This window comes from Pseudomonas sp. ANT_J28 (genome assembly GCF_008370005.1).
In the GTDB taxonomy this organism is placed as follows: Bacteria; Pseudomonadota; Gammaproteobacteria; order Pseudomonadales; family Pseudomonadaceae; genus Aquipseudomonas; species Aquipseudomonas frigoris.
On record NZ_VOBM01000009.1, the window covers coordinates 92,750 to 117,840 of the forward strand.

Here is a 25,091-nt window from a genome sequence, read left to right on the forward strand (position 1 = left end):
AACACAACTCTCAAAGCACTACTCAAACAAAAATGCCCCAATCTCTCGACCGGGGCATTTCTGTTTAACGCAGCTTATATAGCCAAGCCTGAAGCCTTAGTGAGCAACCGCCCCACTCGCCCCCAAGCCCGTCTGCGAACGAACAAACTGAGGGAAGAACAGCGCCCGCTCATTGTCAGCCGCAGTCGACTTGTCAGTGATCGAGAAGAACCAGATCCCGATAAACGCAATGGCCATGGAGAACAGCGCCGGGTACTCATACGGGAAGATAGCCTTCTCGTGATGCAGAATCTGCACCCAAATGGTTGGCCCAAGGACCATCAAACCAACCGCACTGATCAGACCCAACCAGCCGCCGATCATCGCACCACGTGTGGTCAGCTTCTTCCAGTACATGGAAAGCAGCAGCACCGGGAAGTTACAGCTCGCCGCGATGGAGAACGCCAGGCCCACCATGAACGCGATGTTCTGGCTTTCGAACAGAATGCCCAGACCGATCGCCAGCACACCGAGGCAGATGGTGGTGATTTTCGAGACGCGGATCTCGTCCTTGTCGTTCGCCTTGCCCTTCTTGATCACGCTGGCGTAAAGGTCGTGAGACACCGCCGTAGCGCCGGCCAGTGTCAAACCAGCCACCACAGCCAGAATGGTTGCGAACGCGACTGCCGAGATAAAGCCCAGGAAGATACTGCCACCCACCGCGTTAGCCAGGTGCACCGCCGCCATGTTGTTACCGCCCAACAGCGCGCCAGCCGCATCTTTAAAGGCAGGGTTGGTGCTGACCAGCAGGATCGCGCCAAAGCCGATGATGAACGTCAGGATGTAGAAGTAGCCAATGAAGCCGGTTGCATACAGCACGCTCTTGCGAGCTTCTTTCGCGTCACTCACGGTGAAGAAGCGCATCAGAATGTGCGGCAGGCCAGCGGTACCGAACATCAGTGCCAGGCCAAGGGAGAATGCCGAGACCGGATCTTTCACCAGGCCGCCCGGGCTCATGATCGCTTCACCTTTAGGGTGAACCTTGATCGCCTCGGAAAACAGCATGCTGAAGTCGAAGTTGACGTGCTTCATGACCATCAGTGCCATGAACGTAGCACCGGACAGCAGCAACACTGCCTTGATGATCTGCACCCAAGTGGTCGCCAGCATGCCGCCGAACAACACGTACATGCACATCAGGATACCGACCAGGATCACGGCAACGTAGTAGTCGAGACCGAACAGCAGCTGAATCAGCTTGCCGGCACCGACCATTTGCGCGATCAGGTAGAACGCCACTACCACCAGCGAACCGCAAGCGGATAGCGTGCGGATCTGGGTTTGCCCGAGGCGGTAGGACGCCACGTCGGCAAAGGTGTATTTACCCAGGTTACGCAAGCGCTCGGCGATCAGGAACAGAATGATCGGCCAGCCCACCAGGAAGCCGATCGAGTAGATCAGGCCGTCGTAGCCAGAGGTGAACACCAGGGCGGAAATACCCAGGAAGGACGCCGCCGACATGTAGTCGCCAGCAATCGCCAGACCGTTCTGGAAGCCGGTGATCTTGCCACCCGCCGCATAGTAGTCAGCCGCGGAATTATTGCGTTTGGAAGCCCAGTAGGTGATGCACAGGGTCAGACCCACGAACGCGACGAACATCAGGATCGCGGAAACGTTGAGCGGTTGTTTGTGCACTTCGCCGGTCAGGGCTTCACCTGCCCAGGCGCCAGGTGCAAAGGCTGCGATGCTCAATAGAGCCACTAGACGCCGGATCATTGCTGAGCCTCCTTGAGAATCGCATTGTTCAGGTCGTCGAATTCGCCATTGGCGCGTCGCACGTAGATTGCAGTCAGGATAAAGGCCGAGAGAATCAGCCCGACACCAATCGGTATCCCCCAGGTAATCGAAGACTCGGGGCTGATTTTCGCCCCCAGAATATGCGGCCCGTAAGCAATCAAAAGGATGAATCCGGAGTAAAGCCCAAGCATGATCGCCGAAAGAATCCAGGCGAACCTTTCTCGCTTACTAACCAGCTCCTTGAAGAGCGGGCTGTTTTGAATCGAGAGGTAAATGCTGTCGTTCATTGTTTTTATCCTCGCAGCACAGATGAAGTTGGAACGTTATCCACTCTATGCGGCTACGGAACTGGTTCCAGACGACCTTAGTATTAGAACGACATGACGGTTTTGCCTTTTTTCAGCAAATAATAATTAGCCGGCCTTGCACCCATGTTCTCTCTGCAAGAATCCGCGAATGCAAAAGACCGCTTGGCAGTGATACCAAGCGGCCCTGTAAGGTGCTGACTAGACGCGCCAGCTCAAATCATTTGGTCCAGTCTGCAACGCGTTCCGGGTGTTTGGCCACCCAATCCTTCGCGGCGACTTCTGGTTTGGCACCATCCTGAATGGCCAACATGACTTCGCCGATTTCGTCTTTCGACGCCCACTGGAAGTTCTTCATGAACTTGGCAACTTCCGGAGCCTTGGTTGCCAGTTCTTTGCTGCCGATGTTGTTCACGGTTTCAGCCGCGCCATAAACGCCTTTCGGGTCGTCCAGGAAGCGCAGTTTCCACTTGGCGAACATCCAGTGCGGCACCCAACCGGTGACAGCAATGGATTCGTTTTTCTTCTCGGCACGGGTCAGTTCGGCAATCATGCCGGCGCCGGAACTGGCCTTGAGTTGATACCCGGTCAGATCGTAGTCCTTGATTGCCTGTTCGGACTTGATCATCACGCCCGAGCCGGCGTCGATGCCGACGATGCGTTTTTTGAAGCTGTCGTCGGTTTTAAGGTCTTCAATGGATTTGGCTTTGACGTACTCCGGCACGATCAGGCCGATTCTCGCGTCCTTGAAGTTCGGACCGTAATCGACGACTTGATCCTTGTTCTTGGTCCAGTATTCACCATGGGTCACAGGCAGCCACGCGGACATCATGGCATCGAGTTTGCCAGTGGCCACGCCCTGCCACATGATCCCGGTGGCGACTGCTTGCAGTTTCACGTCATAACCGAGTTTCTGCCTGATCACTTCAGCGGCCACGTTGGTCGTGGCAACACTGTCCGACCAGCCGTCGACATAACCGATAGTCACTTCTTTGCCTTCGGCGCTGGCTACAGTAGAACTGATCGCCAGCACCAAAGCGGCACCTGCGCCCAAGAGTCGTCGCATCTTCATCGTTACTTCCCCGAAAGTGCTGCGCTCGACGGATGCCGAGTCGCGTCAACGTATTGTTATGGTGCACAGCGCCCCCATCACGCCCACCGCAAACTCGTCCGAACATCAGCGCGATTTATCAATGAGAGCACTGATGCGTCGATAATCAACCTCAAGACAATGGCGACCTTCTCTGCCAGCGACCTCAAAGCATCGAGAAACGACATCAGAACGCCATTAATCTAGACCACCGGAAGTCCGCCGGCCAATCCGCCCGAACTTTGCATGTCAAAATCATGCAGGCCACCAAGCACGCGGCAAATGAAGGTAACATGCGCGGCTTTGCTCCCAGACGGCCTGACCATGCCCGCGACATCCCGCTTTCCTTTTTTTGCTTACCTATTCGCCTGCCTGCTGGGGCTTTTTGCCCTTGTTGGCTTCTGGTTCGGCCTCGGCAAACCGGTGGTGCTGCCGGACGTGGCCAGCGCGACACACAAGCTGCAATGCGCCTCCTACACCCCGTTCGACAAGGACCAATCGCCGTTCGACCAGCCGTTCAAGCTGCGCCCCGAGCGTATGGACGCCGACCTCGCGCTGCTGGCCAAAAGCTTCGAATGCATCCGCACCTATTCCATGACCGGCCTCGAGGCCCTGCCCGACCTGGCGCGCAAGCACGGGCTGAAACTGATGATCGGCGCCTGGGTCAACAGCAACCCGGTTGACACCGCCAAGGAAGTGGACCTGCTGATCGCCTCGGCCAACGCCAACGCGGACGTGGTGACCTCAGTGATCGTCGGCAATGAAACCCTGTTGCGCAAGGAAGTCACTGGCGCGCAGCTGGCCAAGCTCATTGATAAAGTCAAAAGCCAGGTCAAACAACCTGTCACTTACGCCGACGTCTGGGAGTTCTGGCTCAAGCACCCGGAAGTCGCCCCGGCGGTGGATTTCCTGACCATCCATTTGTTGCCGTACTGGGAAGATGATCCATCGAACATCGATGCCGCCCTGCAGCATGTGGCCGAAGTACGTCAGGTGTTCGGCAACAAGTTCGCACCCAAGGACGTGATGATTGGCGAAACCGGCTGGCCCAGCGAAGGCCGTCAGCGTGAAACCGCCCTGCCGAGCCGGGTCAATGAAGCCAAGTTCATTCGTGGTTTTGTCATCATGGCGGAGCAGCAAGGCTGGCATTACAACCTGATCGAGGCCTTCGACCAGCCGTGGAAACGCGCCAGCGAAGGTGCGGTCGGTGGTTACTGGGGGCTGTTCGATGCCGATCGCCAGGACAAGGGCGTGCTCGCCGGTCCGGTGTCGAACGTGCCTTACTGGACGCAGTGGCTGGTGGTGGGTGGTTTGATCTTCCTCGGCACACTCATCCTCGGTGGACGTGTACGCAGCACTCGCGCAGCGCTGGTTCTACCGCTGCTCGGTGCGCTGGCCGCTTGCTCGATTGGCGCCTGGGGCGACCTGACCCGGGTCACCACGCGGTTTGCCAGTGAATGGTTGTGGGTCGCTTTGCTGACGGCGCTCAACGTGTTGGTGCTGGCCCATGCGGCACTGACTCTGAGCGCTCGCACTGGCTGGCGCGGACGGGCGTTCAATGCGCTGGAACGTCGGGCGGGCTGGTTGCTCGCTGCGGCCGGTTTTGCCGCTGCGGTGACGATGCTGGAGCTGGTGTTCGATCCGCGTTATCGCAGCTTCCCGAGTGTTGCATTCATCCTGCCGGCACTGGTCTATCTGTGCCGCCCGGTGAGCGTGCCGCGTCGGGAGATTGCCCTGCTGACCTTCATCATCGGTGCTGGCATTGCGCCGCAGCTTTATCGTGAAGGGTTGCAGAATCAACAGGCCTGGGGTTGGGCGCTGGTGAGTGTGTTGATGGTTGCAGCGTTGTGGCGCAGTTTGCGGGTTCGCAAGGGGTAAATCTTCGGTGCATTTGCTGGCCCCTTCGCGAGCAAGCCCGCTCCCACATTTGACCGCGTTCTCATGATAGATGCGTTCGAATGTGGGAGCAGGCTTGCTCGCGAAGACTGACTGTCAGGCGCTGCGGGAAGCCCTGACCAGACGCAACCCAGCAATCACCACCGCAAAAACAGCCAAAGTTGTGTTGTACAACGCCAGCGCCGGAAACCCGAACACCAGCGCCAGCACGGCCAACCACCACCCTGCCCGGCCCGGTAGCACAAAACCGATAACGGCTGCAGCCAATGCCGCGAAGCCCAAGACATTGAAGTGAATCATCAGGCCCAGGCTCGAACGAACCTGGCATTCCCAACGACTCGCTTCGTCCACGCAGATGCCGACCCATTGAGCATCCTCCATAAAGCCATAACGCGCGCCATAACTGGCGGCCAGCCATAATGGCAGGAGAACGAGCAGCAGAATCACAGGCAGACGGCGGGACATGAAGCACTCCAATAAACGAAAACGACGGCCAGCTTAATCCCCCGCCAGCGGTAAGCAAACGCGTGCAAGAGATAATTGGTCACGAAATCGCTGCAGAGTGTATCGTCCAGCTACCATTACTCCGAAATTAGGCCTGATTGGTGCCGATCCATGGCACTTTGGCGCAAACCCCGTGGTCATAGCCTGCGAACTTCATTCGGCACCTTTCTCTAAGGGATCTAGTCATGCTCCGTTCCTTGCGCTTCGCCGCCCTGTTTGGCGGCCTTATTTTGAGTGCGTCCGCACTGGCGGTGGACATCGACGCCGCCAGTTATGGCTATCCCTTGACCAACCCGTTCGAGGCGACCATTGCCACGACACCGCCGAACCTGCGCCCGGAGTTGCCGCTGGACGACGACATCGATCAGCAGACACGCAGCGTTACCTTGCGCCCGGAGCGTGAATTCGATCTGCCGGACAACTTCTGGCCGGTGAAGAAACTCACCTATCGCATCGCCACCCAGGATAAAGCCGCACCGCTGATTTTCCTGATCTCCGGCACCGGCGCGCGCTACGACAGCAGCCTTAACGAATACCTGAAAAAGCTGTACTACAAGGCCGGCTATCACGTGGTGCAACTGTCGTCGCCTACCAGCTTCGACTTCATGAGCGCCGCCTCACGCTTCGCCACCCCGGGTATCACCGAGGACGATGCCGAAGACATGTACCGGGTAATGCAGGCCGTGCGGGCACAAAACCCGAAAGTCCCCGTCACCGATTACTACCTGACCGGCTACAGCCTGGGTGCCCTGGACGCGGCATTTGTCGCGCACCTGGACGAAACCCGCCGCAGCTTCAACTTCAAGAAAGTCTTGCTGCTCAACCCGCCGGTCAACCTCTATACCTCGATTACCAACCTGGACAAGCTTGTACAAACGGAAGTCAAGGGCATCAACAACAGCACAACGTTCTACGAACTGGTACTGAACAAACTGACCCGCTACTTCCAGCAGAAGGGCTACATCGACCTCAACGACGCCCTGCTCTACGACTTCCAGCAGTCCAAGCAGCACCTGAGCAACGAACAGATGGCCATGCTGATCGGCACCTCATTCCGCTTCTCGGCCGCCGACATTGCCTTCACCTCGGACCTGATCAACCGCCGCGGCCTCATCACCCCGCCGAAGTACCCGATTACCGAAGGCACCAGCCTCACGCCGTACCTCAAGCGTGCGCTGCAGTGCGACTTCGACTGTTACATCACCGAGCAGCTCATCCCGATGTGGCGCGCCCGCACCGACGGCGGCAGCCTGCTGCAACTGATCGACCAGGTCAGTTTGTATGCCCTCAAGGATTATCTGCACGACAGCCCGAAAATCGCCGTCATGCACAACGCCGACGACGTGATCCTCGGCCCTGGCGACCTTGGTTTCCTGCGCAAGACCTTTGGCGATCGTTTGACCGTTTATCCACTGGGCGGCCATTGCGGCAACCTTAATTACCGCGTCAACAGCGACGCCATGCTGGAGTTCTTCCGTGGCTAAATACCTCCTGCTTATCGCAGCGTTACTCTGTGCAGGCGTCGCCAATGCCGACAACAGCAAAGCCAACGCACCGGTTGTGATTGACAATGACGGCTTCAAGGAGCCGCTGAGCAAACTCAAATTCAACCCTGGGCTGGATCAGCGCGAGTTCGAACGCTCGACGCTTAGCGCGCTGGCCGTCTACGACCCGCTGGAAGAGTGGAACCGCCGCGTCTACCACTTCAACTACCGCTTCGACCAATGGGTGTTCCTGCCAGTGGTCAATGGCTATCGCTACATCACGCCGAATTTCCTGCGTACCGGCGTCAGCAACTTCTTCAACAACCTCGGTGACGTGCCGAACCTGTTGAACAGCCTGCTGCAGTTCAAGGGTCAGCGCTCGATGGAAACCACCGCACGCCTGCTGCTCAACACCACCATCGGCATCGCCGGCCTGTGGGACCCGGCCACCGCCATGGGCCTGCCGCGCCAGAGCGAAGATTTCGGCCAGACGCTGGGCTTCTACGGTGTACCGGGCGGCGCCTACTTCGTGTTGCCGATCCTCGGACCTTCCAACATCCGCGACACCGGTGGACTTGCAGTGGACTTCACCGCCGAGAACGCGATCAACTTCCTGAACGTCGCTCAAGTCAGCGAAAACCATCCGGAAATCTGGGTCCTGCGTGGTATCGACAAGCGCTACCAGAACAGCTTCCGCTATGGTCAGCTGAACTCACCATTCGAGTACGAGAAAGTGCGCTACGTGTACACCGAATCGCGCAAGTTGCAGATCGCCGAGTAAATCCATCGGCGACAAAAAAGGCCATTCGATGCGAATCGAATGGCCTTTTTATTGGGATTTTTCAAACCCCACATTTGGAGAGTGTCAGGCTTCAGCCCTTCAACGCTTTCCAGAGCTTGCTGACGACCATGACACCCGCCAACACAATGGCACCCGCCACAATCCCCGCCACCGCATTCAGCAACGTTGGCACGATAAACCCGGCACCACCCGCACCCGCGCTGACACTCTCAATCCAGTGATGAACCACCGGGATGCCGTGGGTGAGTATTCCGCCACCCACCAGGAACATCGCCGCCGTGCCGATCACCGACAGGCTTTTCATCATGTACGGCGCGGCCCGCAGAATGGCGTCGCCGATGCGCTTGGCCATCTGTCCAGGTTTCTGGGTCAGCCACAAGCCGAGGTCGTCGAGTTTAACAATGCCGGCCACCAGGCCATACACGCCGATGGTCATGACGATGGCAATACCCGAAAGCACGATGACTTGTTGGGTCAGCGAAGCATCCGCCACGGTGCCCAGGGTGATTGCGATGATTTCTGCAGAGAGAATGAAGTCGGTGCGGATGGCGCCTTTGATCTTGTCCTGCTCGAAGGCCACCAGATCGACCGCCGGATCAGCCACGGCCTCGACCAGTTCTGCATGTTCGGCCTGGTCTTCAGCCTTGCTGTGCAGGAATTTGTGCGCCAGTTTCTCGAAACCTTCGAAACACAGGTAAGCGCCACCGACCATCAACAATGGCGTGACCAGCCACGGGATGAACGCACTGATGGCCAAGGCCGACGGCACCAGGATCAGCTTGTTGAGAAACGAACCCTTGGCCACCGCCCACACCACTGGGATTTCCCGCTCGGCACGCACACCGGAAACCTGTTGGGCATTGAGCGCCAGATCGTCGCCGAGCACGCCAGCAGTCTTCTTGGCGGCCATTTTGGTCATCAACGCTACATCGTCGAGTACCGCGGCGATGTCGTCGATCAGCAACAGTAAACTGCTTCCTGCCATGAATCAGGTTTCCTTCTTGAATGAATGCCGCGCAGCATAGCGCGGCCCAACGTGCGGCGGGGCATTCTTGAGCGCCGCGCGAGGCCGGTGCTACCATGCGCAACCGCCAGAACAGGCAAGGAACCACCTGGTTTATGAGCACTATCCGCGAGCGCAACAAACAACTGATCCTGCGTGCCGCCAGTGAAGAATTTGCCGACAAGGGCTTCGCTGCGACCAAAACCAGTGACATCGCAGCCAAGGCGGGATTGCCCAAGCCCAACGTCTACTACTACTTCAAATCCAAGGAAAACCTCTACCGCGAGGTCCTGGAAAGCATCATCGAACCGATTCTGCAGGCCTCGACACCGTTCAACGCCGACGGCGTGCCCAGTGAAGTGCTGAGCGGCTACATCCGCTCGAAAATCCGTATCTCCCGCGACCTGCCCTTCGCCTCCAAGGTTTTTGCCAGCGAAATCATGCACGGCGCCCCGCACCTGAGCGCCGATCTGGTTGAACGGCTCAACGGCCAGGCCAAGCACAACATCGACTGCATCCAGACCTGGATCGACCGTGACCAGATTGCCCCGATCGACCCCAACCACCTGATGTTCAGCATCTGGGCCGCGACCCAGACCTATGCCGACTTCGACTGGCAAATTTCCGCGGTGACCGGAAAGGCCAAGCTGGATGAGGCCGACTATGAAGCGGCGGCGCAGACGATTATCCGGTTGGTGCTGAAGGGGTGTGAGCCTGACCGTTAAACTGTGGTGCGGCCATTCGCGAGCAAGCCCGCTCCCACACTCGATCTCCACCACACCGAAGATCCCCTGTGGGAGCGGGCTTGCTCGCGAAGAAGGCAACTCGGTATCTCGTCAAACCCATATCGCATCCCACAACGGATAGTCGCCAAGCTTCTCAACCAGCCCCGCCCGCAATGGGTTGGCTACAACATATCGAGCAAGCTTCACCAAATCCTCCTCTCGTCGCACCGCATGATCATGAAAACTCTGCTGCCACAGGCTGCCTGTTCTGCCAGTGGCGGCATTGATTGTTCGAGTACTTAACGATTTTGCCTGGCACATCAACTGGCCCAGCGACCCTTTTTGCAACTGTACAAGCCAATGAAAATGATCAGGCATGACGACAAAGGCCAAAGAGTCGGCAAACCCTTGGTCCTGTGCTTGCTTGAATTGGTGTACGACCACTCTTCCCAAGGTGAAATCCCTGAAAACCGGCTCCCGCTTCAGGGTATTGGCAGTCAAGAGATAGATCCGGTTTTGCTCGGCATAGCGGCCGATTCGCAGGCGATGTGAAGCTGACAGTTCAGGCATTCCTTTGCCTTCTCTCATGATGAACTCATGAGAAGGCTAGACCTACGAATGCTTGAGGGTGCGACAGACTTTTAGCTGGATGTGTCTGGGAGGCCGCCTTCACGCGAGCAAGCCCGCTCCCACAGTTGATCTACAGTGTTCACACAATTTGTGTCCACCGACGAACCAGTGTGGGAGCCTGCTCGCGAAAACGGTAGATCAGTCACTACAAAATCAAGCAGTCACCCCCGCATCCGCCCGCAGCCCCAACGCCTCGATCGCATTGATCGCACATTGCTCATCAACATCAGAAAGATCACCGCTGATACCAACAGCCCCCAGCACATTCCCTTCCTGATCCCGAATCAATACACCGCCCGGTGCCGGCACGACGCTGCCCTGCCCCAGGCTATTCAAAGCGGCGATAAACGCCGGTCGTTGTTGTGCGTCCAGCGCCAGCAGGCGTGAGCCTTTGCCCAGGGCGATGGCGCCCCAGGCTTTGCCGATGGCGATCTGCGGGCGCAGCAGGCTGGCGCCGTCTTCACGCTGCAGGGTGACCAAGTGTCCACCCGCATCCAGTACTGCGATGGTCAATGGAGCCGCCGAGATTGCACGCCCTGCGGAGATAGCCTGATTGGCCAGGTTGACTGCGACTTTCAAGGTTAAAGCGCTCATGGTGCCGTCCTCATTTTGTTATAGGAAAAGCTGCTGGACTGCGTTTTGTTCAGAAGTCCGATGCAACAAATAGAACACAATGAGTTATTTTTTTGTATACAATAATTTTCGAAAAACGCCACATGCGACGAAAAGCCACAGTAGATTGGGCTTCCGACGAATGAAACGGCCGCTTGAGAAAATGGATTGACCTGCGCCGTCCGCCGTGAATACACTCTGCGCAAAGCCACTTGTATACAATTACAAAACGTAAGAGGCACCAAAACCATGAGCAAAATGAGAGCAATCGAAGCCGCCGTTCTGGTGATGCGCCGTGAAGGGGTTGATACCGCTTTTGGCATCCCGGGCGCCGCGATCAACCCGCTGTACTCCGCCTTGCAGAAGGTCGGTGGCATCGATCACGTCCTCGCTCGCCACGTTGAAGGCGCCTCGCACATGGCCGAGGGCTACACCCGCACCAAGGCAGGCAACATCGGCGTGTGCATCGGCACTTCCGGCCCGGCCGGTACCGACATGGTCACCGGCCTCTACAGCGCCTCGGCCGACTCGATACCGATTCTTTGCATTACCGGCCAGGCCCCCCGCGCCCGTATGCACAAGGAAGATTTCCAGGCCGTCGACATCACCTCGATCGTCAAGCCAGTGACCAAGTGGGCAACCACCGTCATGGAACCGGGCCAGGTGCCTTACGCGTTCCAGAAAGCCTTCTACGAAATGCGCTCCGGCCGTCCAGGCCCGGTGCTGATCGATCTGCCGTTCGACGTGCAGATGGCTGAAATCGAATTCGACATCGACGCCTATGAACCACTGCCACTGGCCAAGCCAACCGCTAACCGCGTGCAAATCGAGAAGGCCCTGGCCATGCTCGATCAGGCCGAGCGTCCGTTGCTGGTGGCCGGTGGCGGCATCATCAATGCCGACGCCAGCGAGTTGCTGGTGGAATTCGCCGAGCTGACTGGTATCCCGGTGGTCCCGACCCTGATGGGCTGGGGCACCATTCCGGACGATCACCCGTTGATGGTCGGCATGGTCGGTCTGCAAACCTCGCACCGCTACGGCAACGCCACGATGCTCAAATCCGACCTGGTGCTCGGTGTCGGTAACCGCTGGGCTAACCGTCACACCGGTTCGATCGACGTTTACACCGAAGGCCGTAAATTCATTCACGTCGACATCGAACCGACCCAGATCGGCCGCGTGTTCACCCCGGACCTGGGCATCGTTTCCGACGCCGCTGCCGCGCTGACCGTGTTCATTGAAGTCGCTCGCGAATGGCAAGCCGCCGGCAAGCTGAAAAATCGCAGCGCCTGGTTGCAAGACTGCCAGCAGCGCAAATCCAGCCTGCAGCGCAAGACTCACTTCGACAACGTGCCGGTCAAGCCGCAGCGGGTTTACGAAGAGATGAACCAGGTGTTTGGCAAAGACACGTGCTACGTCAGCACCATCGGTCTGTCGCAGATTGCCGGCGCGCAGTTCCTGCACGTCTACAAACCGCGTCACTGGATCAACTGCGGTCAGGCAGGTCCTCTGGGCTGGACCATTCCGGCAGCGCTCGGCGTGGTCAAGGCTGATCCGACCCGCAAGGTCGTGGCGCTGTCGGGTGACTATGACTTCCAGTTCATGATCGAAGAGTTGGCGGTGGGCGCGCAGTTCAAGCTGCCTTACATCCACGTGGTGGTGAACAACTCGTACCTGGGGCTGATCCGTCAGTCTCAGCGCGGTTTCGACATGGACTATTGCGTGCAGCTGTCCTTCGACAACCTCAATGCTCCGGAACTCAACGGTTACGGTGTCGACCATGTCGCGGTCGCCGAAGGCCTGGGCTGCAAGGCGCTGCGTGTGTTCGAACCGGGCCAGATCCAGCCTGCCCTGCGCAAAGCTCAGGAGCTGATGGAGGAGTTCAAGGTGCCGGTGATCGTCGAGATTATTCTGGAGCGCGTGACCAACATTTCCATGGGCACCGAGATCAACGCCGTCAACGAATTCGAAGACCTGGCGCTGGTCGGTAACGACGCGCCAACCGCGATTTCGTTGCTTGATTAAGATGACTTGATACCTGTAGCAGCTGCCGCGGCACGAGGCAGCTGCTACAGGCACCTATTTTTACAGGAGACCACCATGCCGCGTTTCGCAGCCAACCTGTCCATGCTGTTCACCGAGCAGGATTTTCTTGCCCGCTTTGAAGCTGCCGCCAAGGCCGGCTTCAGTGGTGTCGAATACCTGTTCCCTTACGACTTCAGCTCTGCCGAGATCAAAGCCAAGCTCGATGCCAATGGCTTGACCCAAGTGCTGTTCAACCTGCCGGCCGGTGACTGGACCAAGGGCGAGCGCGGTATCGCGTGCCTGCCGGACCGGGTTGAAGAGTTCCGCGCTGGGGTCGACCTGGCGATTGCCTACGCAAAAGTGTTGGGCAACATCCAGGTCAACTGCCTGGCCGGTATTCGTCCACAAGGCGTCGACGATGCCACCGTGGAAAAAACCTTCGTCGCCAACCTCAAGTACGCCGCCGACAAGCTGCAAGCGGCAGGCATCAAACTGGTGATGGAAGCGATCAACACCCGCGACATCCCGGGTTTCTACCTGAACAACACGGCGCAAGCCCTGTCGATTCGCGAACAGGTCGGCAGCGCCAACCTGTTCCTGCAATACGACATCTATCACATGCAAATCATGGAGGGCGACCTCGCCCGCACCATGGCCGCGCACCTGGGCGAGATCAACCACGTGCAATTGGCGGACAACCCTGGGCGCAACGAACCGGGTACCGGTGAGATCAACTACCGCTTCCTGTTCGAACACCTGGACCGCATCGGTTATCAGGGTTGGGTTGGCTGTGAATACAAGCCGCTGACCACCACTGAAGCAGGCCTGGGCTGGCTCAAAACCCATAACGCGATCTGAAGCGCTCCCCTTGGGGGCAGCAATAAAAACAAGAGGAATTTTTCATGGCTAAAATCGGATTTATCGGCACCGGCATCATGGGCCACCCAATGGCGTTGAACCTGCAGAAAGCCGGTCACAGCCTGTTCCTGTCGGCGCACCACGACCCCGCGCCTGCCGACCTGATTGCCGGTGGCGCCGTCGCCCTGGCGAACCCGAAAGAAGTCGCACAAGAAGCCGAATTCATCATCGTCATGGTGCCGGATACCCCGCAGGTCGATGACGTGCTGTTCCGCGCCGACGGTGTTGCGGCCGGTGTTGGCAAAGGCAAAGTCGTGATCGACATGAGCTCGATCTCGCCAACCGCCACCAAAGCCTTCGCTGCCAAAATCAACGAAAAAGGCGCTCAGTACCTCGACGCGCCAGTGTCCGGCGGTGAAGTCGGCGCCAAGGCCGCGACCCTGAGCATCATGGTCGGCGGCGATGCCGATGCCTTCGAACGCGCTCTGCCGCTGTTCCAGGCAATGGGCAAGAACATCACGTTGGTGGGCGGCAACGGCGACGGTCAAACCGCCAAAGTGGCGAACCAGATCATCGTGGCGCTGAACATCCAGGCCGTGGCCGAAGCCCTGCTGTTTGCTTCGAAAAACGGTGCCGATCCAGCCAAGGTCCGGGAAGCGTTGATGGGCGGTTTCGCATCCTCGAAGATCCTCGAAGTGCACGGCGAGCGCATGATCAAAGGCACTTTCGACCCAGGCTTCCGCATCAGCCTGCACCAGAAGGACCTGAACCTGGCCCTGGCCGGCGCACGCGAGTTGGGCATCAATTTGCCGAACACCGCCAACACCCAGCAAGTGTTCAGCACCTGCGCGGCCATCGGTGGCAGCAACTGGGACCACTCGGCGCTGATCAAGGGCCTGGAACACATGGCGAATTTCTCGATTCGCGATAAGTAAGCCCTGCACCAAAACCCTGTGGGAGCGGGCTTGCTCGCGAAGGCGATTTCATATTCAACAGAGATGTTGACTGACATACCGCCTTCGCGAGCAAGCCCGCTCCCACAGGGAACCGAGTCGTTCTCCAATAACAAGAAATTCCCGGGAGCCCGCCATGTCGGTCAATCCGCAACAATTCCTGCGCGAGCTGTTTGCCACAGCCATCGACGCGGCCCATCCGCAGCAAGTCCTCGAAGCCCATTTGCCCAAAGACCGCAGCGGTCGGGTGATCGTCATCGGCGCCGGCAAAGCCGCCGCGGCCATGGCTCAAGTGGTCGAACGTTGCTGGCAGGGTGACATCTCGGGTCTGGTGGTGACGCGTTACGGTCACGGTGCCCCGTGTGAAAAAATCGAAGTGGTCGAAGCCGCTCATCCGGTGCCTGACGCTGCCGGTCTGGCAGTCGCCAAACGCGTGTTGGAACTGGTCAGCAACCTGACTGAAGACGACCGTGTGATCTTCCTGCTCTCGGGCGGTGGCTCTGCCCTGCTCGCTTTGCCGGCGGCCGGCATCACCCTGGCCGACAAGCAGTCGATCAACAAAGCCCTGCTCAAATCCGGCGCCACCATTGGCGAGATGAATTGCGTACGCAAGCACCTCTCGGCGATCAAGGGCGGCCGCCTTGGCAAAGCCTGCTGGCCTGCCACTGTTTATACCTATGCGATTTCCGATGTACCGGGCGACCTCGCCACGGTCATCGCCTCCGGTCCCACCGTGGCCGACCCAAGCACCTCCGCTGAAGCCCTGGCGATCCTCAAGCGTTACGCCATTGAAATCCCGGCCTCGGTGCGCAACTGGCTGCAGAGCCCTGAGTCAGAGACGGTCAAACCCGGCGATCCGAGCCTGGCGCGCAGTCACTTCCAGTTGATCGCCCGCCCGCAGCAGTCGCTTGAAGCCGCAGCGGTGAAGTGCCGTCAGGCCGGTTTCAGTCCGCTGATCCTCGGTGACCTCGAAGGCGAATCCCGCGAAGTGGCCAAGGTTCACGCCGGTATCGCTCGTCAGGTCGTGTTGCACGGTCAGCCATTGGCGGCGCCCTGCGTGATCCTCTCGGGCGGTGAAACCACCGTCACCGTGCGCGGCAATGGCCGTGGCGGACGCAACGCCGAGTTCCTCCTAAGCCTGACCGACAGCCTCAAAGGCCTGCCCGGCGTCTACGCACTGGCCGGTGACACCGATGGCATCGACGGCTCGGAAGACAACGCCGGCGCGATCATGACCCCGGACAGCTACGCCCGCGGCGCCGCCCTCGGCCTGAGCGCCAGCGACGAGTTGGACAACAACAATGGCTACGGCTATTTCGAGGCGCTGGACGCCCTGATCATCACCGAGCCGACCCGCACCAACGTCAACGACTTCCGCGCCATCCTGATTCTCGAGAGCCCAAAAAATGACGCCTGACAAGAAGGTTAAAATCCTCGCCACCCTCGGTCCTGCCACTAACGGGATCGACGACATCCGTGAGCTGGTGCAGGCCGGGGTCAACATCTTTCGCCTGAACTTCAGCCACGGCGATCACGCCGACCACGCTCAGCGTTATCAGTGGATTCGTGAAGTCGAGCGCCAGCTGAATTATCCGCTGGGCATTCTGATGGACCTGCAAGGCCCGAAACTGCGGGTCGGCAAGTTCGCCGAGGGCAAGGTGCAATTGCATCGCGGTCAGGCGCTGCGTCTGGATCTTGACCCGACGCCGGGGGATGAGCGCCGGGTCAACTTGCCTCACCCGGAAATCATCGCGGCGCTGGAGCCTGGCATGGACCTGCTGCTGGACGACGGCAAGCTGCGTCTTCGCGTGGTGACAAAGTACTCCGACGCCATCGACACCACCGTGCTCAATGGCGGCGAACTCTCGGATCGCAAAGGCGTGAACGTACCGCAAGCGGTGCTGGAACTGAGCCCGCTGACCGCCAAGGACCGTCGCGATTTGAGCTTCGGTCTGGAGCTGGGTGTGGACTGGGTCGCGCTGTCGTTTGTGCAGCGTCCGGAAGACATTCGCGAGGCACGCGAGCTGATCGGCGACAAAGCGTTTTTGATGGCCAAGATCGAGAAGCCTTCGGCCGTGACGCAACTGCGCGAGATCGCCGAATTGAGCGACGCGATCATGGTCGCTCGCGGTGATCTGGGCGTCGAAGTGCCGGCCGAAAGCGTGCCGCAGATTCAGAAAAACATCATCACCATCTGCCGTCAGCTCGGCAAACCGGTGGTAGTGGCGACGCAGATGCTGGAGTCGATGCGATTCTCACCGGCCCCGACCCGTGCCGAGGTGACCGATGTTGCCAACGCCGTGGCCGAAGGTGCGGATGCGGTGATGCTGTCGGCGGAAACCGCGTCCGGCGAGTACCCGCTGGAAGCCGTGCAGATGATGAGCAAAATCATCCGCCAGGTGGAAAATGGTCCGGACTATCAGGCGCAACTCGACGTCAGCCGGCCTAAGGCTGAGGCGACTGTTTCCGATGCCATCAGCTGCGCGATTCGCCGTATCAGCAATGTGCTGCCGGTGGCGGTACTGGTGAATTACAGCGAGTCCGGCACGTCGAGTTTGCGTGCGGCGCGGGAACGGCCGACGGTGCCGATCCTCAACCTGACGCCGAACCTGCAGACTGCGCGCCGGTTGACGGTGGCGTGGGGTGTGCACTCGGTGGTCAATGATCGACTGCGTCAGGTGGATGAGGTGTGTTCGACGGCGCTGGAGATTGCCCAGGCGCAGGGAATGGCCAAGCGTGGCGACACGTTGTTGATCACGGCGGGTGTGCCGTTTGGGCAGCCTGGGTCGACTAACTCACTGCGTATCGAGACGTTGATTTAGCGTCTACACCGGCCCCTTCGCGAGCAAGCCCGCTCCCACATTGGTTATGTGTGTTGATCACAAATCTAATACTGAACAGAGATTCAGTGTGGGAGCGACGGTGCGACGATTCGACTTGCTCGCGAAGCAGGCGACACGGTTTAACTGAAACACCACAGACTTGAAAATGCCTGCCAACCACTTCAACACCCACTGCCCCGACTGGGCGACTGCCCTGCTCAACGGATTCAGCCAGATCTTCCTCCAGCGCAACCCGCTGTGCGGTCTGCTGTGCCTGCTGGCGATTCTTTTCACCGCGCCCGCCCTGCTCGGCGGTGCACTGCTGGGCGGTGTCGCCGGGCTGCTCACCGCGCAACGACGCGGATATGCCAAGGCCGATCGACAGGCCGGGCTCTTCAGTTACAACGGTGTCTTGCTCGGCTTGTTGCTGAGCCTCTACTTCCCCTGGTCAGCGATGTTGCCGCCGCTGATCATTGCCGCGGGCGGCCTGAGCGCGATGCTGACCGAGCAATGGCTCAAGCGCGCCCGCGGTCATCATTGCCTGCCCGCCTACACCGCGCCCTTTGTCGGGTTGAGCTGGATCCTGCTTTCGTTTACCACGCCTCAACCACCCTTGCCTGTGATCGAGATGAATACGCTCAACCTGCTCGCCGCCGCTCTGAAAGGACTCGGTCAGGTGATGTTCCTCGGCCATCCGCTGGCCGGAGCCTTGATCGCCGCAGGTTTGCTGCTCGCCGACCGCCGCGCTTTTCTGTGGGCGCTGCTGGGCTCCGCTGCCGGCCTCGGCTTCGCGTTGCTGCATCACGAAACGTCAAACGCGCTGCTGGGTTTGAGCGGCTACAACGCGGTGCTCGCGGCGCTCGCCTTCAGTCAGCCACGTCGCCAACCCTGGCTGCCGCTGCTCGGCATTGCATTGGCGATCCTACTCACACCGGGTTTTGCCGCGCTCGGGCTGGCCACGCTGACTGCGCCTTTTATCCTTGCCTGCTGGCTGATCCGTGCCGGCATTCGGGTGCTGCGCCAGGCCGCTGTCGACAGTGCGCCTTGCGCTACCGGGGAGAATCACCCTAGGCTGCGCTGATTCTCGGTTCAGGCGTTTTCCATGGACAGCAACAAAAACTGGCGTGAAGAGCTTTACGTCATGGTTTTCCAGAGCGACACCAAGGCCGGTCAGCGCTTCGACGGCACCCTGCTGTTGATCATCCTCGCCAGCATTGTGATCGTGATGCTCGACAGCATCGATGCGGTTCACCAGAACTACGCCAACGTGCTGGCGTACATCGAGTGGGGCTTCACCGTCATCTTCGCCATCGAATACGGCCTGCGGCTGTACTGCTCGCCCAAGCCGTTGCGCTATGCGTTCAGCTTTTATGGGCTGGTGGATTTGCTGGCGATCGTGCCCGGCGTTCTTGCGTTGTACTACGCCGATGCGCAGTACCTGCTGATCATCCGGATCATTCGGATGCTGCGGATTTTCCGCGTGCTCAAGCTCAGCCCATACCTCAAACAAGCCAACTATCTGATGTCCGCATTGCGCGGCAGCAAGCAGAAGATCGTGGTGTTTCTGGTCAGCGTCTGCACCTTGGTGACGGTGTTCGGTACGCTGATGTACGTGATCGAAGGCCCGGAGCACGGCTTCACCAGCATTCCCAAAGGCATCTATTGGGCTATCGTCACGCTGACCACCGTGGGCTTCGGCGACATCGTGCCGAAAACGCCGCTGGGTCAGGTGATTTCGTCGCTGGTGATGATCACCGGTTACTCGATCATCGCCGTGCCGACCGGGATTTTCACCGCCGAACTGGCCAACGCGATGCGGGGGGAGCAACTGCAACACGACTGCCCGGAGTGCAGGAAAGACAGCCACGAACATGGGGCAGCGTTCTGCTCCCGATGCGGGAATGCGTTGTTTAAGAAACTGGAATAAGAAAAGTTCTTTTTAATCTTTAAAGGACTATGCGAGCCCCGTTATAGTCGATGGCAAATTGCCTCACTTTTAAATAAAAACTTTATGAACAAGGACTGCGCAGTGAAAAAACTCTTTGGCGCCTCACTCCTGGCCGCTGGTCTGGCTCTGTCCAGCGTGGCTCAGGCCGCACCGACCCTGCTTAACGTTTCCTACGACGTGATGCGCGATTTCTACAAGGACTACAACACTGCCTTCCAGAAACACTGGCAAGCCGAGCACAACGAAAACATCACCCTGCAGATGTCCTTCGGTGGCTCCAGCAAACAGGCGCGTTCGGTGATCGATGGCCTGCCGGCTGACGTCATCACCATGAACATGGCTACCGACATCAACGCCCTGGCGGACAACGGCAAACTGGTCCCGGACAACTGGGTCACCCGCCTGCCGAACAACAGCGCGCCGTTCACCTCGGCCACCGTGTTCATCGTCCGCAAAGGCAACCCGAAAGCCCTGAAAGACTGGCCCGACCTGCTTAAGGACGGCGTGCAGGTGATCGTGCCAAACCCGAAAACGTCGGGGAACGGCCGCTACACCTACCTCTCAGCCTGGGGTTATGTGCTGAAAAACGGTGGCGACGAAAGCAAAGCCAAAGACTTCGTCGGCAAGCTGTTCAAACAAGCGCCGGTCCTCGATACCGGTGGCCGCGCAGCCACTACAACCTTCATGACCAACCAGATTGGTGATGTGCTGGTGACCTTCGAAAACGAAGCGGAAATGATTGCCCGTGAGTTTGGTCGTGACCAGTTTGAAGTGATCTACCCAAGTGTTTCCGCCGAAGCGGAGCCGCCAGTGTCGGTGGTCGACAAAACAGTCGACAAGAAAGGCACCCGCGCTGCTGCTGAGGAATATTTGAAGTACCTGTGGTCGCCGGAAGGCCAGGAGATTGCTGCGGCGAACTACCTGCGTCCGCGTGATCCGGCGGTGCTGGCCAAGTACACCGATCGTTTCCCGAAAGTGGATTTCCTGTCGGTGGAGAAGACCTTTGGTGACTGGCGAACTGTGCAGAAGACTCACTTCAATGATGGCGGGATCTTTGATCAGATCTACAGCGGTCAGTAATTCCTGAGCCCAATGAAAAAGGCGACCTGTGACGGTCGCCTTTTTTGTGGCCGTCAGATTGATCGCTCCCACAGGGGGCTATCACCCACCATCACATTGGTGGCGTCACGCCGTCCTTGCCGGCCGAAATGGATTGCGCCGTCAGCGTCCCGTCAGCACTTTGAGTGACGAACGTCACGATCTTCACCCCCACCTTCAGCAAGCTGCGATCACCCGGCACCAGGTTCACGATCGGCACATCCTCCGGCACCAGAATCTTCTGCTGACCGCCCTTGTAGTTGACGGTCAAAACCCGGCCGTTGCTGACCACCAGATCGCCCACGCTGCCATTGGTCATGCTACTGCCCTTCGCCAAATCAAACGGCCGATGACCGTCGCCGCTGCCGGCCAGTTCCGGTGGAAAGACATGGACCTCCAGCGCCTTAAGCGAACCGTCTTCCTGCGGCACGGCCGCCGACCCGATGTAACTGCCGGGTTTGATGTCTTCGATATTGGCCAAGGTGACGGCGCGGACTTTGGTGTCCTTGGTCAGGTTGATCACCACGTTTTCACCACTGTTGACGTGGACTTTCAGCACGTCGGGGCTCACCCCGGTGATCTCGCCGCGAACCCCGATGCGCATGCCCGGCGCGTCAGCAGCCTGGACAAGACCTGCCGTGAACAAGCCGATCAAGGTAACAACTGAAGCGCCGCGAATCAGGTGACGAAACATCGCATTCATGAAAGTGCCTTCCGTTTTATGAAACGTGAAGAGAGAACATAAGCACGCTATCGAACAGGATGTAAGTGAATGTATCATCGGACCTCACTGTTTTGACGCAAGGTTCATCGACGGACATCACACACGTCCGTCACTCATTCCGCAAAGGAATGATTGCTATCACTCCAACCCCTCTTCCGCCGTTCCGGTCAGCCCAATAGCCTGCGCGCATTCCCTTTTGTTCAGCGAGACCCGATATGAACCCAGCAACCCAGGTGCCCCACGGCGCCGCGACAATGACCAAAGGCATGGTGCTGCTGTTTGCCTTCTGCTGCGGCGCCATCGTTGCCAACATTTACTACGCCCAACCGATCATCGGCCTGATCGCGCCGGATATCGGCCTGACCAGCACCATGGCCAGCCTGATCGTTTCGCTGACCCAGATCGGTTACGCGTTGGGTCTGTTCTTCCTGGTGCCGCTGGGTGATCTGCTGGAAAACCGCCGCTTGATGATCATCACGACCGTGGTGGCGATTGCCAGTCTGTTGGGCGCCGCGTTTACCGATCAGCCAAACGTGTTTTTGCTGATCTCGTTGCTGGTGGGTTTCAGTTCGGTGTCGGTGCAGATCCTGATTCCACTGGCCGCGCATCTGGCGCCGGAGGAGTCTCGCGGGCGTGTGGTCGGTGGGATCATGGGCGGTTTGCTACTGGGGATTCTGTTGGCGCGACCGGTGTCCAGCGTGGTGGCTGACCACTTCGGCTGGCGCGCGATGTTTGTGATTGCTGCGGTGTTGATGGCGGCGATCAGCATCGTGCTGGCGCTGACGATTCCCAAGCGTCAGCCTGATCACAGCGCTTCTTATGGTCAGTTGCTGGGGTCTCTGTGGACCCTGTTGCGTCAACAACCGGTGTTGCGTCAGCGCGCGTTTTACCAGGGGTGCATGTTTGCCACGTTCAGCCTGTTCTGGACCGCCGTGCCGCTGGAACTGGCGCGCCATCATGGCTTGTCGCAAACGCAGATCGCGATCTTCGCCCTGGTCGGGGCCATCGGCGCCATCGCCGCCCCCATTGCCGGTCGACTGGCCGATGCCGGCCACACCCGCATCGCTTCACTGCTGGCCCTGCTGTTCGCCAGCCTGAGCTTCCTGCCCGCCTTCATCCACCCGGCCTACAGCGTCATCGGCCTCGCGGTCACCGGCGTGGTGCTCGACTTCTGCGTGCAGATGAACATGGTCCTCGGCCAACGCGCGGTCTACGCCCTCGACGCCAAAAGCCGCAGTCGCCTGAATGCGCTGTACATGACCAGCATCTTCATCGGCGGCGCATTTGGTTCTTCGGTGGCCAGTGCGGTGTATGAGCACGGTGGCTGGTTGTGGATCGTGATGGTGGGTAGCGCGTTTCCGCTGTTGGCGTTATTACGGTTTTTGAGTGTTTCAGAGAAGCGTCCGTTGGCGACGGCGTGAAGCTTTAAAAGCATCGCGGGTAAGTCTTGAGCGCCGCACCACTCGCTCCTACGGGAGCGAGGTTGCCTGCAATTGCTGTGTGACTGACACCACTCAGTGCCGAACCAACTTCTCCATCGCCGCATCTGCCAGAAATGAAGAGCGGCTTTTGACATTGTGCTCACGCACATAACGATCGATACGCTGGATCACATAGCCGGGCAGCGTCACATTGACCTTCTCGGTTTTGCCCATGTACGGCGCGATGTCCAGCTCCAGCATTCCCCAGCCCATGTCGGCAAAGTCCGGATTGCCACGGTGGGCGGCAGCAGATGTAGGCATGGGAATTGACTCCCCGTCAGCCGCAATCTCCTGAAGCATGATGTGGGCAATCTCGACCGCCGCGTTGTAGGCGTCTTCAAACGTATCCCCGGCCGTTACGGCGCCTGGAATATCGGGGATCTGAATACCTATGGCGGTGTTCTCGTCGCCCCACTCGATACAGATTGGATATTGCATTATGGATCTCCTGCATAACTGGCTCCCGGGCAATACAACCCGGCTCGCCTCCTGATGCTTTTGACTGTCCCGATCGGTAAATCTTTTTTCGGATGAGGGACGGGTATCGTGTACGGGTTGTATCGGTGTTTGAAGAGGTGATGACTGCCGGCAATCCGATCCAGTATCCAGCCGGCCTCCTCCAACTCCTTGATCAATAGCCTGCTCTGCACCATTAGCCTCCTTGCTCAGGCCCAAACAAACGTAACTCTAGAGTTATCTTTACTCAAGCACAAAAATCCGGATCGCGACGTTCGGTTGTTTTACAGAGTGTGATTGCGGGCCGTGGCATTCTTCCCAGGAATGAATACTTTCGCTCAGCCTGATCCGTTACGCGGAGGTCAACCCGGATTACACTCAGCGTCCTGAGCCTGACGCGATGCTGTGATCCAGCGGAAACAGAATGCAGGGAAAGCTCAGGTCGGGCGATCGGGCGATTCCGACCACCCGATGACCCGCGCGATCCAGGTGCTCGGCGACCGCTCGGCCAATGCCTTTGCTGGCGCCGGTGATGAGAAAGGTACGGCGGGTCATTGCACACTCCTTGAAAGTACATGCCGCGGGTCAGGCGTCATTTGATCGGTTCAGCCGCGAATCGCGGCGTTGATCAGCTTCACTCGATCCTGGGCACTGGAACTGGCGCAAACCGGCGTGACGATAAACGCCGTGGCCCCGGGACCGACCGAAACCGAACTGTTTCGCGCCAACAACCCGCCAGGCAGTGAGGGTGAAGCGCGTTATCTGGCCGACGTGCCGATGGGTCGGTTGGGGCAGCCGCAAGAGATCGCTGCGGCGATTGCGTTCTTGTTGTCCGAGCAGAGCGGGTTTCTCACCGGGCAAACCTTGTTTGTCGACGGTGGGTCCTCGATAGGCAAAGCGGCGTTCTGAGCTGAACATTGATCAAAACAAGGGCCCTCGATGGACCGCCTCGGCGCAATGGAAACCTTCGTCTACGTGGTGGAAACCGGTTCGTTTTCCGCCGCCGCCCGGCGCCTGAACATCGGCCAGCCCGCCGTCTCGAAAGCCATCGCGCAATTGGAAGCGCGCCTTGCGGTCAGGCTGCTGTTGCGTTCGACCCGAGGTCTGACGCCCACCGAAGCTGGCCTGGCCTTTTTCGGCCAACTGGCAGTTCCGCAACGGGACAGATGATCAGTCAGTCATCATTAGCGGGCGAATCCGCGTCAATGCCGCCGAAGGTCTGCGTGCAGCCGTGCTAGCCCATCAAGGGCTGACCATGGCGCCCGAATGGATGTTTGCACCGGAACTGGCCAACGGCGCGGTCAGGGAAGTGATGAAGGATTGGACGTTGCCGAATCAGGACCTTTGGGCGGTGTTTCCCACGGACAGAATGGCCAGCGCCAAGGCTCGGGCGTTTATGGAGTATGTGCAGGGGTTGCTGACAAAGAAGGTCTGATAAACGCTCAGATAGCAAAACGGCGATCCAAGGATCGCCGTTTTTGTTTACTGCCCGAATTGCCGTCCCAACCCGCCCGGCACACCATGGATGTCTGTCTCTTCCCATGGCCCGTTCGGGCTGATCGACCGGCTCCAGCCGTTGTCCCAGCGGTAGTACGTGCGCTGGCGGTAGAAGGTATTGGTCTGATCATCGAGAACGTACACCCCTAGCTTGGCATCCCAATGGCTGTTGCCACCCGGCGGCGGCGCGAAGCTGGCGGAGGTGCGTGGCAGCGGTTTGGCGGGCTTGGCCGGAATGCTCGGCTTGCCCGGTGACGGTGATGTTGAGGGCGTCGGACGCGGCTGCGACGGCGGGATCGGTGGCAGCCGTTCAGGCTGCTGCGGTTGGACCACACAAGCACTTAACCCCAAAACCATACTGAGCAGGGTGATACGAGCGATGGCGGTCATAGTGGCGTTTCC

The 25,091-nt window shown here is 59.0% G+C and carries 24 protein-coding genes and 3 pseudogenes; 15 read left to right on the forward strand and 12 right to left on the reverse strand.

The window, feature by feature from the left end:
• Nucleotides 1–96: 96 nt before the first annotated feature.
• The 3 genes from FQ187_RS08520 to FQ187_RS08530 form a co-directional block, all read right to left on the reverse strand.
• The gene (locus FQ187_RS08520) at nucleotides 97–1,755 is read right to left on the reverse strand and encodes a cation acetate symporter (protein WP_149629124.1); all 1,659 of its coding nucleotides are present in this window, start codon (nucleotides 1,753–1,755) and stop codon (nucleotides 97–99) included.
• Nucleotides 1,752–2,063, reverse strand: coding sequence for a DUF485 domain-containing protein (locus FQ187_RS08525; protein WP_129442278.1), 312 nt, complete (start codon nucleotides 2,061–2,063; stop codon nucleotides 1,752–1,754). The genes FQ187_RS08520 and FQ187_RS08525 overlap by 4 nt, the downstream gene beginning before the upstream one ends.
• Nucleotides 2,064–2,301: 238 nt before the next feature.
• Nucleotides 2,302–3,153 (reverse strand): glycine betaine ABC transporter substrate-binding protein, encoded by an 852-nt coding sequence (locus FQ187_RS08530; protein WP_149629125.1) that lies wholly within the window; start codon nucleotides 3,151–3,153, stop codon nucleotides 2,302–2,304.
• Between the two features lie 300 nt (nucleotides 3,154–3,453).
• Between FQ187_RS08530 and FQ187_RS08540 the strand changes: the two genes are divergently transcribed.
• Nucleotides 3,454–5,049 (forward strand): beta (1-6) glucans synthase, encoded by a 1,596-nt coding sequence (locus FQ187_RS08540; protein WP_149629126.1) that lies wholly within the window; start codon nucleotides 3,454–3,456, stop codon nucleotides 5,047–5,049.
• A gap of 114 nt (nucleotides 5,050–5,163) precedes the next feature.
• Here FQ187_RS08540 and FQ187_RS08545 read toward each other — a convergent pair whose 3' ends face one another.
• Nucleotides 5,164–5,532, reverse strand: coding sequence for a hypothetical protein (locus FQ187_RS08545; protein ID WP_095127736.1), 369 nt, complete (start codon nucleotides 5,530–5,532; stop codon nucleotides 5,164–5,166).
• Between the two features lie 224 nt (nucleotides 5,533–5,756).
• Between FQ187_RS08545 and FQ187_RS08550 the strand changes: the two genes are divergently transcribed.
• Complete coding sequence (locus tag FQ187_RS08550; protein WP_134422219.1) at nucleotides 5,757–7,055, forward strand: serine/threonine protein kinase; 1,299 nt, start codon at nucleotides 5,757–5,759, stop codon at nucleotides 7,053–7,055.
• Entirely contained in the window at nucleotides 7,048–7,836 is a 789-nt protein-coding gene (locus FQ187_RS08555; RefSeq protein ID WP_149629127.1) for a VacJ family lipoprotein, read from the forward strand. The genes FQ187_RS08550 and FQ187_RS08555 overlap by 8 nt, the downstream gene beginning before the upstream one ends.
• 91 nt (nucleotides 7,837–7,927) lie before the next feature.
• Here the strand turns inward: FQ187_RS08555 and FQ187_RS08560 are convergent, their stop codons facing one another.
• On the reverse strand, nucleotides 7,928–8,842 hold the full coding sequence (locus FQ187_RS08560) for a DUF808 domain-containing protein (RefSeq protein WP_149629128.1): 915 nt from the start codon (nucleotides 8,840–8,842) through the stop codon (nucleotides 7,928–7,930).
• A 134-nt stretch (nucleotides 8,843–8,976) separates the two neighbouring features.
• Here FQ187_RS08560 and FQ187_RS08565 point away from each other — a divergent pair, with 134 nt between their 5' ends.
• A complete protein-coding gene (locus tag FQ187_RS08565) occupies nucleotides 8,977–9,585 on the forward strand; it encodes a TetR/AcrR family transcriptional regulator (protein ID WP_149629129.1) in 609 nt (202 codons plus the stop codon).
• Between the two features lie 111 nt (nucleotides 9,586–9,696).
• Here FQ187_RS08565 and FQ187_RS08570 read toward each other — a convergent pair whose 3' ends face one another.
• Together FQ187_RS08570 and FQ187_RS08575 are read right to left on the reverse strand one after the other, a co-directional pair.
• Entirely contained in the window at nucleotides 9,697–10,155 is a 459-nt protein-coding gene (locus FQ187_RS08570) for a transposase (protein ID WP_149629186.1), read from the reverse strand.
• A gap of 213 nt (nucleotides 10,156–10,368) precedes the next feature.
• Nucleotides 10,369–10,809 (reverse strand): heme-binding protein, encoded by a 441-nt coding sequence (locus FQ187_RS08575; RefSeq protein ID WP_149629130.1) that lies wholly within the window; start codon nucleotides 10,807–10,809, stop codon nucleotides 10,369–10,371.
• Between the two features lie 267 nt (nucleotides 10,810–11,076).
• On the opposite strand from FQ187_RS08575, the gene gcl reads away from it, so the two are divergent.
• The 8 genes from gcl to FQ187_RS08620 all read left to right on the forward strand — a co-directional run bounded on the left by gcl (nucleotide 11,077) and on the right by FQ187_RS08620 (nucleotide 20,513).
• Nucleotides 11,077–12,852, forward strand: coding sequence for a glyoxylate carboligase (gcl, locus tag FQ187_RS08580; RefSeq protein WP_149629131.1), 1,776 nt, complete (start codon nucleotides 11,077–11,079; stop codon nucleotides 12,850–12,852).
• Nucleotides 12,853–12,927: 75 nt separating this feature from the next.
• A complete protein-coding gene (gene hyi, locus FQ187_RS08585; protein WP_149629132.1) occupies nucleotides 12,928–13,710 on the forward strand; it encodes a hydroxypyruvate isomerase in 783 nt (260 codons plus the stop codon).
• A 44-nt stretch (nucleotides 13,711–13,754) separates the two neighbouring features.
• On the forward strand, nucleotides 13,755–14,645 hold the full coding sequence (locus tag FQ187_RS08590; protein ID WP_149629133.1) for a 2-hydroxy-3-oxopropionate reductase: 891 nt from the start codon (nucleotides 13,755–13,757) through the stop codon (nucleotides 14,643–14,645).
• Between the two features lie 154 nt (nucleotides 14,646–14,799).
• On the forward strand, nucleotides 14,800–16,080 hold the full coding sequence (locus FQ187_RS08600; RefSeq protein WP_149629134.1) for a glycerate kinase: 1,281 nt from the start codon (nucleotides 14,800–14,802) through the stop codon (nucleotides 16,078–16,080).
• Nucleotides 16,070–17,485, forward strand: coding sequence for a pyruvate kinase (gene pyk, locus FQ187_RS08605; RefSeq protein ID WP_149629135.1), 1,416 nt, complete (start codon nucleotides 16,070–16,072; stop codon nucleotides 17,483–17,485). The genes FQ187_RS08600 and pyk overlap by 11 nt, the downstream gene beginning before the upstream one ends.
• Nucleotides 17,486–17,651: 166 nt before the next feature.
• Nucleotides 17,652–18,566 carry an urea transporter gene (locus tag FQ187_RS08610; RefSeq protein ID WP_149629136.1) on the forward strand — a complete coding sequence of 305 codons (915 nt, stop codon included), beginning with the start codon at nucleotides 17,652–17,654 and terminating at the stop codon, nucleotides 18,564–18,566.
• 21 nt (nucleotides 18,567–18,587) lie between these two features.
• Nucleotides 18,588–19,412, forward strand: a complete 825-nt coding sequence (locus FQ187_RS08615) for an ion transporter (protein ID WP_149629137.1) — start codon at nucleotides 18,588–18,590, stop codon at nucleotides 19,410–19,412.
• Between the two features lie 102 nt (nucleotides 19,413–19,514).
• Nucleotides 19,515–20,513: a sulfate ABC transporter substrate-binding protein gene (locus FQ187_RS08620; protein ID WP_149629138.1), complete on the forward strand. Its 999-nt coding sequence runs from the start codon at nucleotides 19,515–19,517 to the stop codon at nucleotides 20,511–20,513.
• Between the two features lie 91 nt (nucleotides 20,514–20,604).
• Here the strand turns inward: FQ187_RS08620 and FQ187_RS08625 are convergent, their stop codons facing one another.
• Nucleotides 20,605–21,234 (reverse strand): hypothetical protein, encoded by a 630-nt coding sequence (locus FQ187_RS08625; RefSeq protein WP_178122690.1) that lies wholly within the window; start codon nucleotides 21,232–21,234, stop codon nucleotides 20,605–20,607.
• 236 nt (nucleotides 21,235–21,470) lie between these two features.
• Here FQ187_RS08625 and FQ187_RS08630 point away from each other — a divergent pair, with 236 nt between their 5' ends.
• Nucleotides 21,471–22,676 carry an MFS transporter gene (locus FQ187_RS08630; RefSeq protein WP_149629139.1) on the forward strand — a complete coding sequence of 402 codons (1,206 nt, stop codon included), beginning with the start codon at nucleotides 21,471–21,473 and terminating at the stop codon, nucleotides 22,674–22,676.
• Nucleotides 22,677–22,769: 93 nt separating this feature from the next.
• On the opposite strand, the gene FQ187_RS08635 is transcribed toward FQ187_RS08630, so the two are convergent.
• The 3 genes and pseudogenes from FQ187_RS08635 to FQ187_RS08645 form a co-directional block, all read right to left on the reverse strand.
• Nucleotides 22,770–23,174, reverse strand: coding sequence for a type II toxin-antitoxin system HicB family antitoxin (locus tag FQ187_RS08635; RefSeq protein WP_056742059.1), 405 nt, complete (start codon nucleotides 23,172–23,174; stop codon nucleotides 22,770–22,772).
• A complete protein-coding gene (locus tag FQ187_RS08640; RefSeq protein WP_129442243.1) occupies nucleotides 23,174–23,386 on the reverse strand; it encodes a type II toxin-antitoxin system HicA family toxin in 213 nt (70 codons plus the stop codon). The genes FQ187_RS08635 and FQ187_RS08640 overlap by 1 nt, the downstream gene beginning before the upstream one ends.
• 208 nt (nucleotides 23,387–23,594) lie before the next feature.
• A pseudogene (locus FQ187_RS08645) lies at nucleotides 23,595–23,747 on the reverse strand (SDR family NAD(P)-dependent oxidoreductase); the annotation flags it as partial.
• A 63-nt stretch (nucleotides 23,748–23,810) separates the two neighbouring features.
• On the opposite strand from FQ187_RS08645, the pseudogene FQ187_RS08650 reads away from it, so the two are divergent.
• Nucleotides 23,811–24,101, forward strand: a pseudogene (locus FQ187_RS08650) (SDR family oxidoreductase); the annotation flags it as partial.
• A gap of 30 nt (nucleotides 24,102–24,131) precedes the next feature.
• Nucleotides 24,132–24,627 (forward strand): annotated as a pseudogene (locus FQ187_RS08655) (LysR family transcriptional regulator).
• Nucleotides 24,628–24,674: 47 nt separating this feature from the next.
• Here FQ187_RS08655 and FQ187_RS08660 read toward each other — a convergent pair.
• Nucleotides 24,675–25,079: a hypothetical protein gene (locus FQ187_RS08660; RefSeq protein ID WP_149629140.1), complete on the reverse strand. Its 405-nt coding sequence runs from the start codon at nucleotides 25,077–25,079 to the stop codon at nucleotides 24,675–24,677.
• Nucleotides 25,080–25,091: the final 12 nt, after the last annotated feature.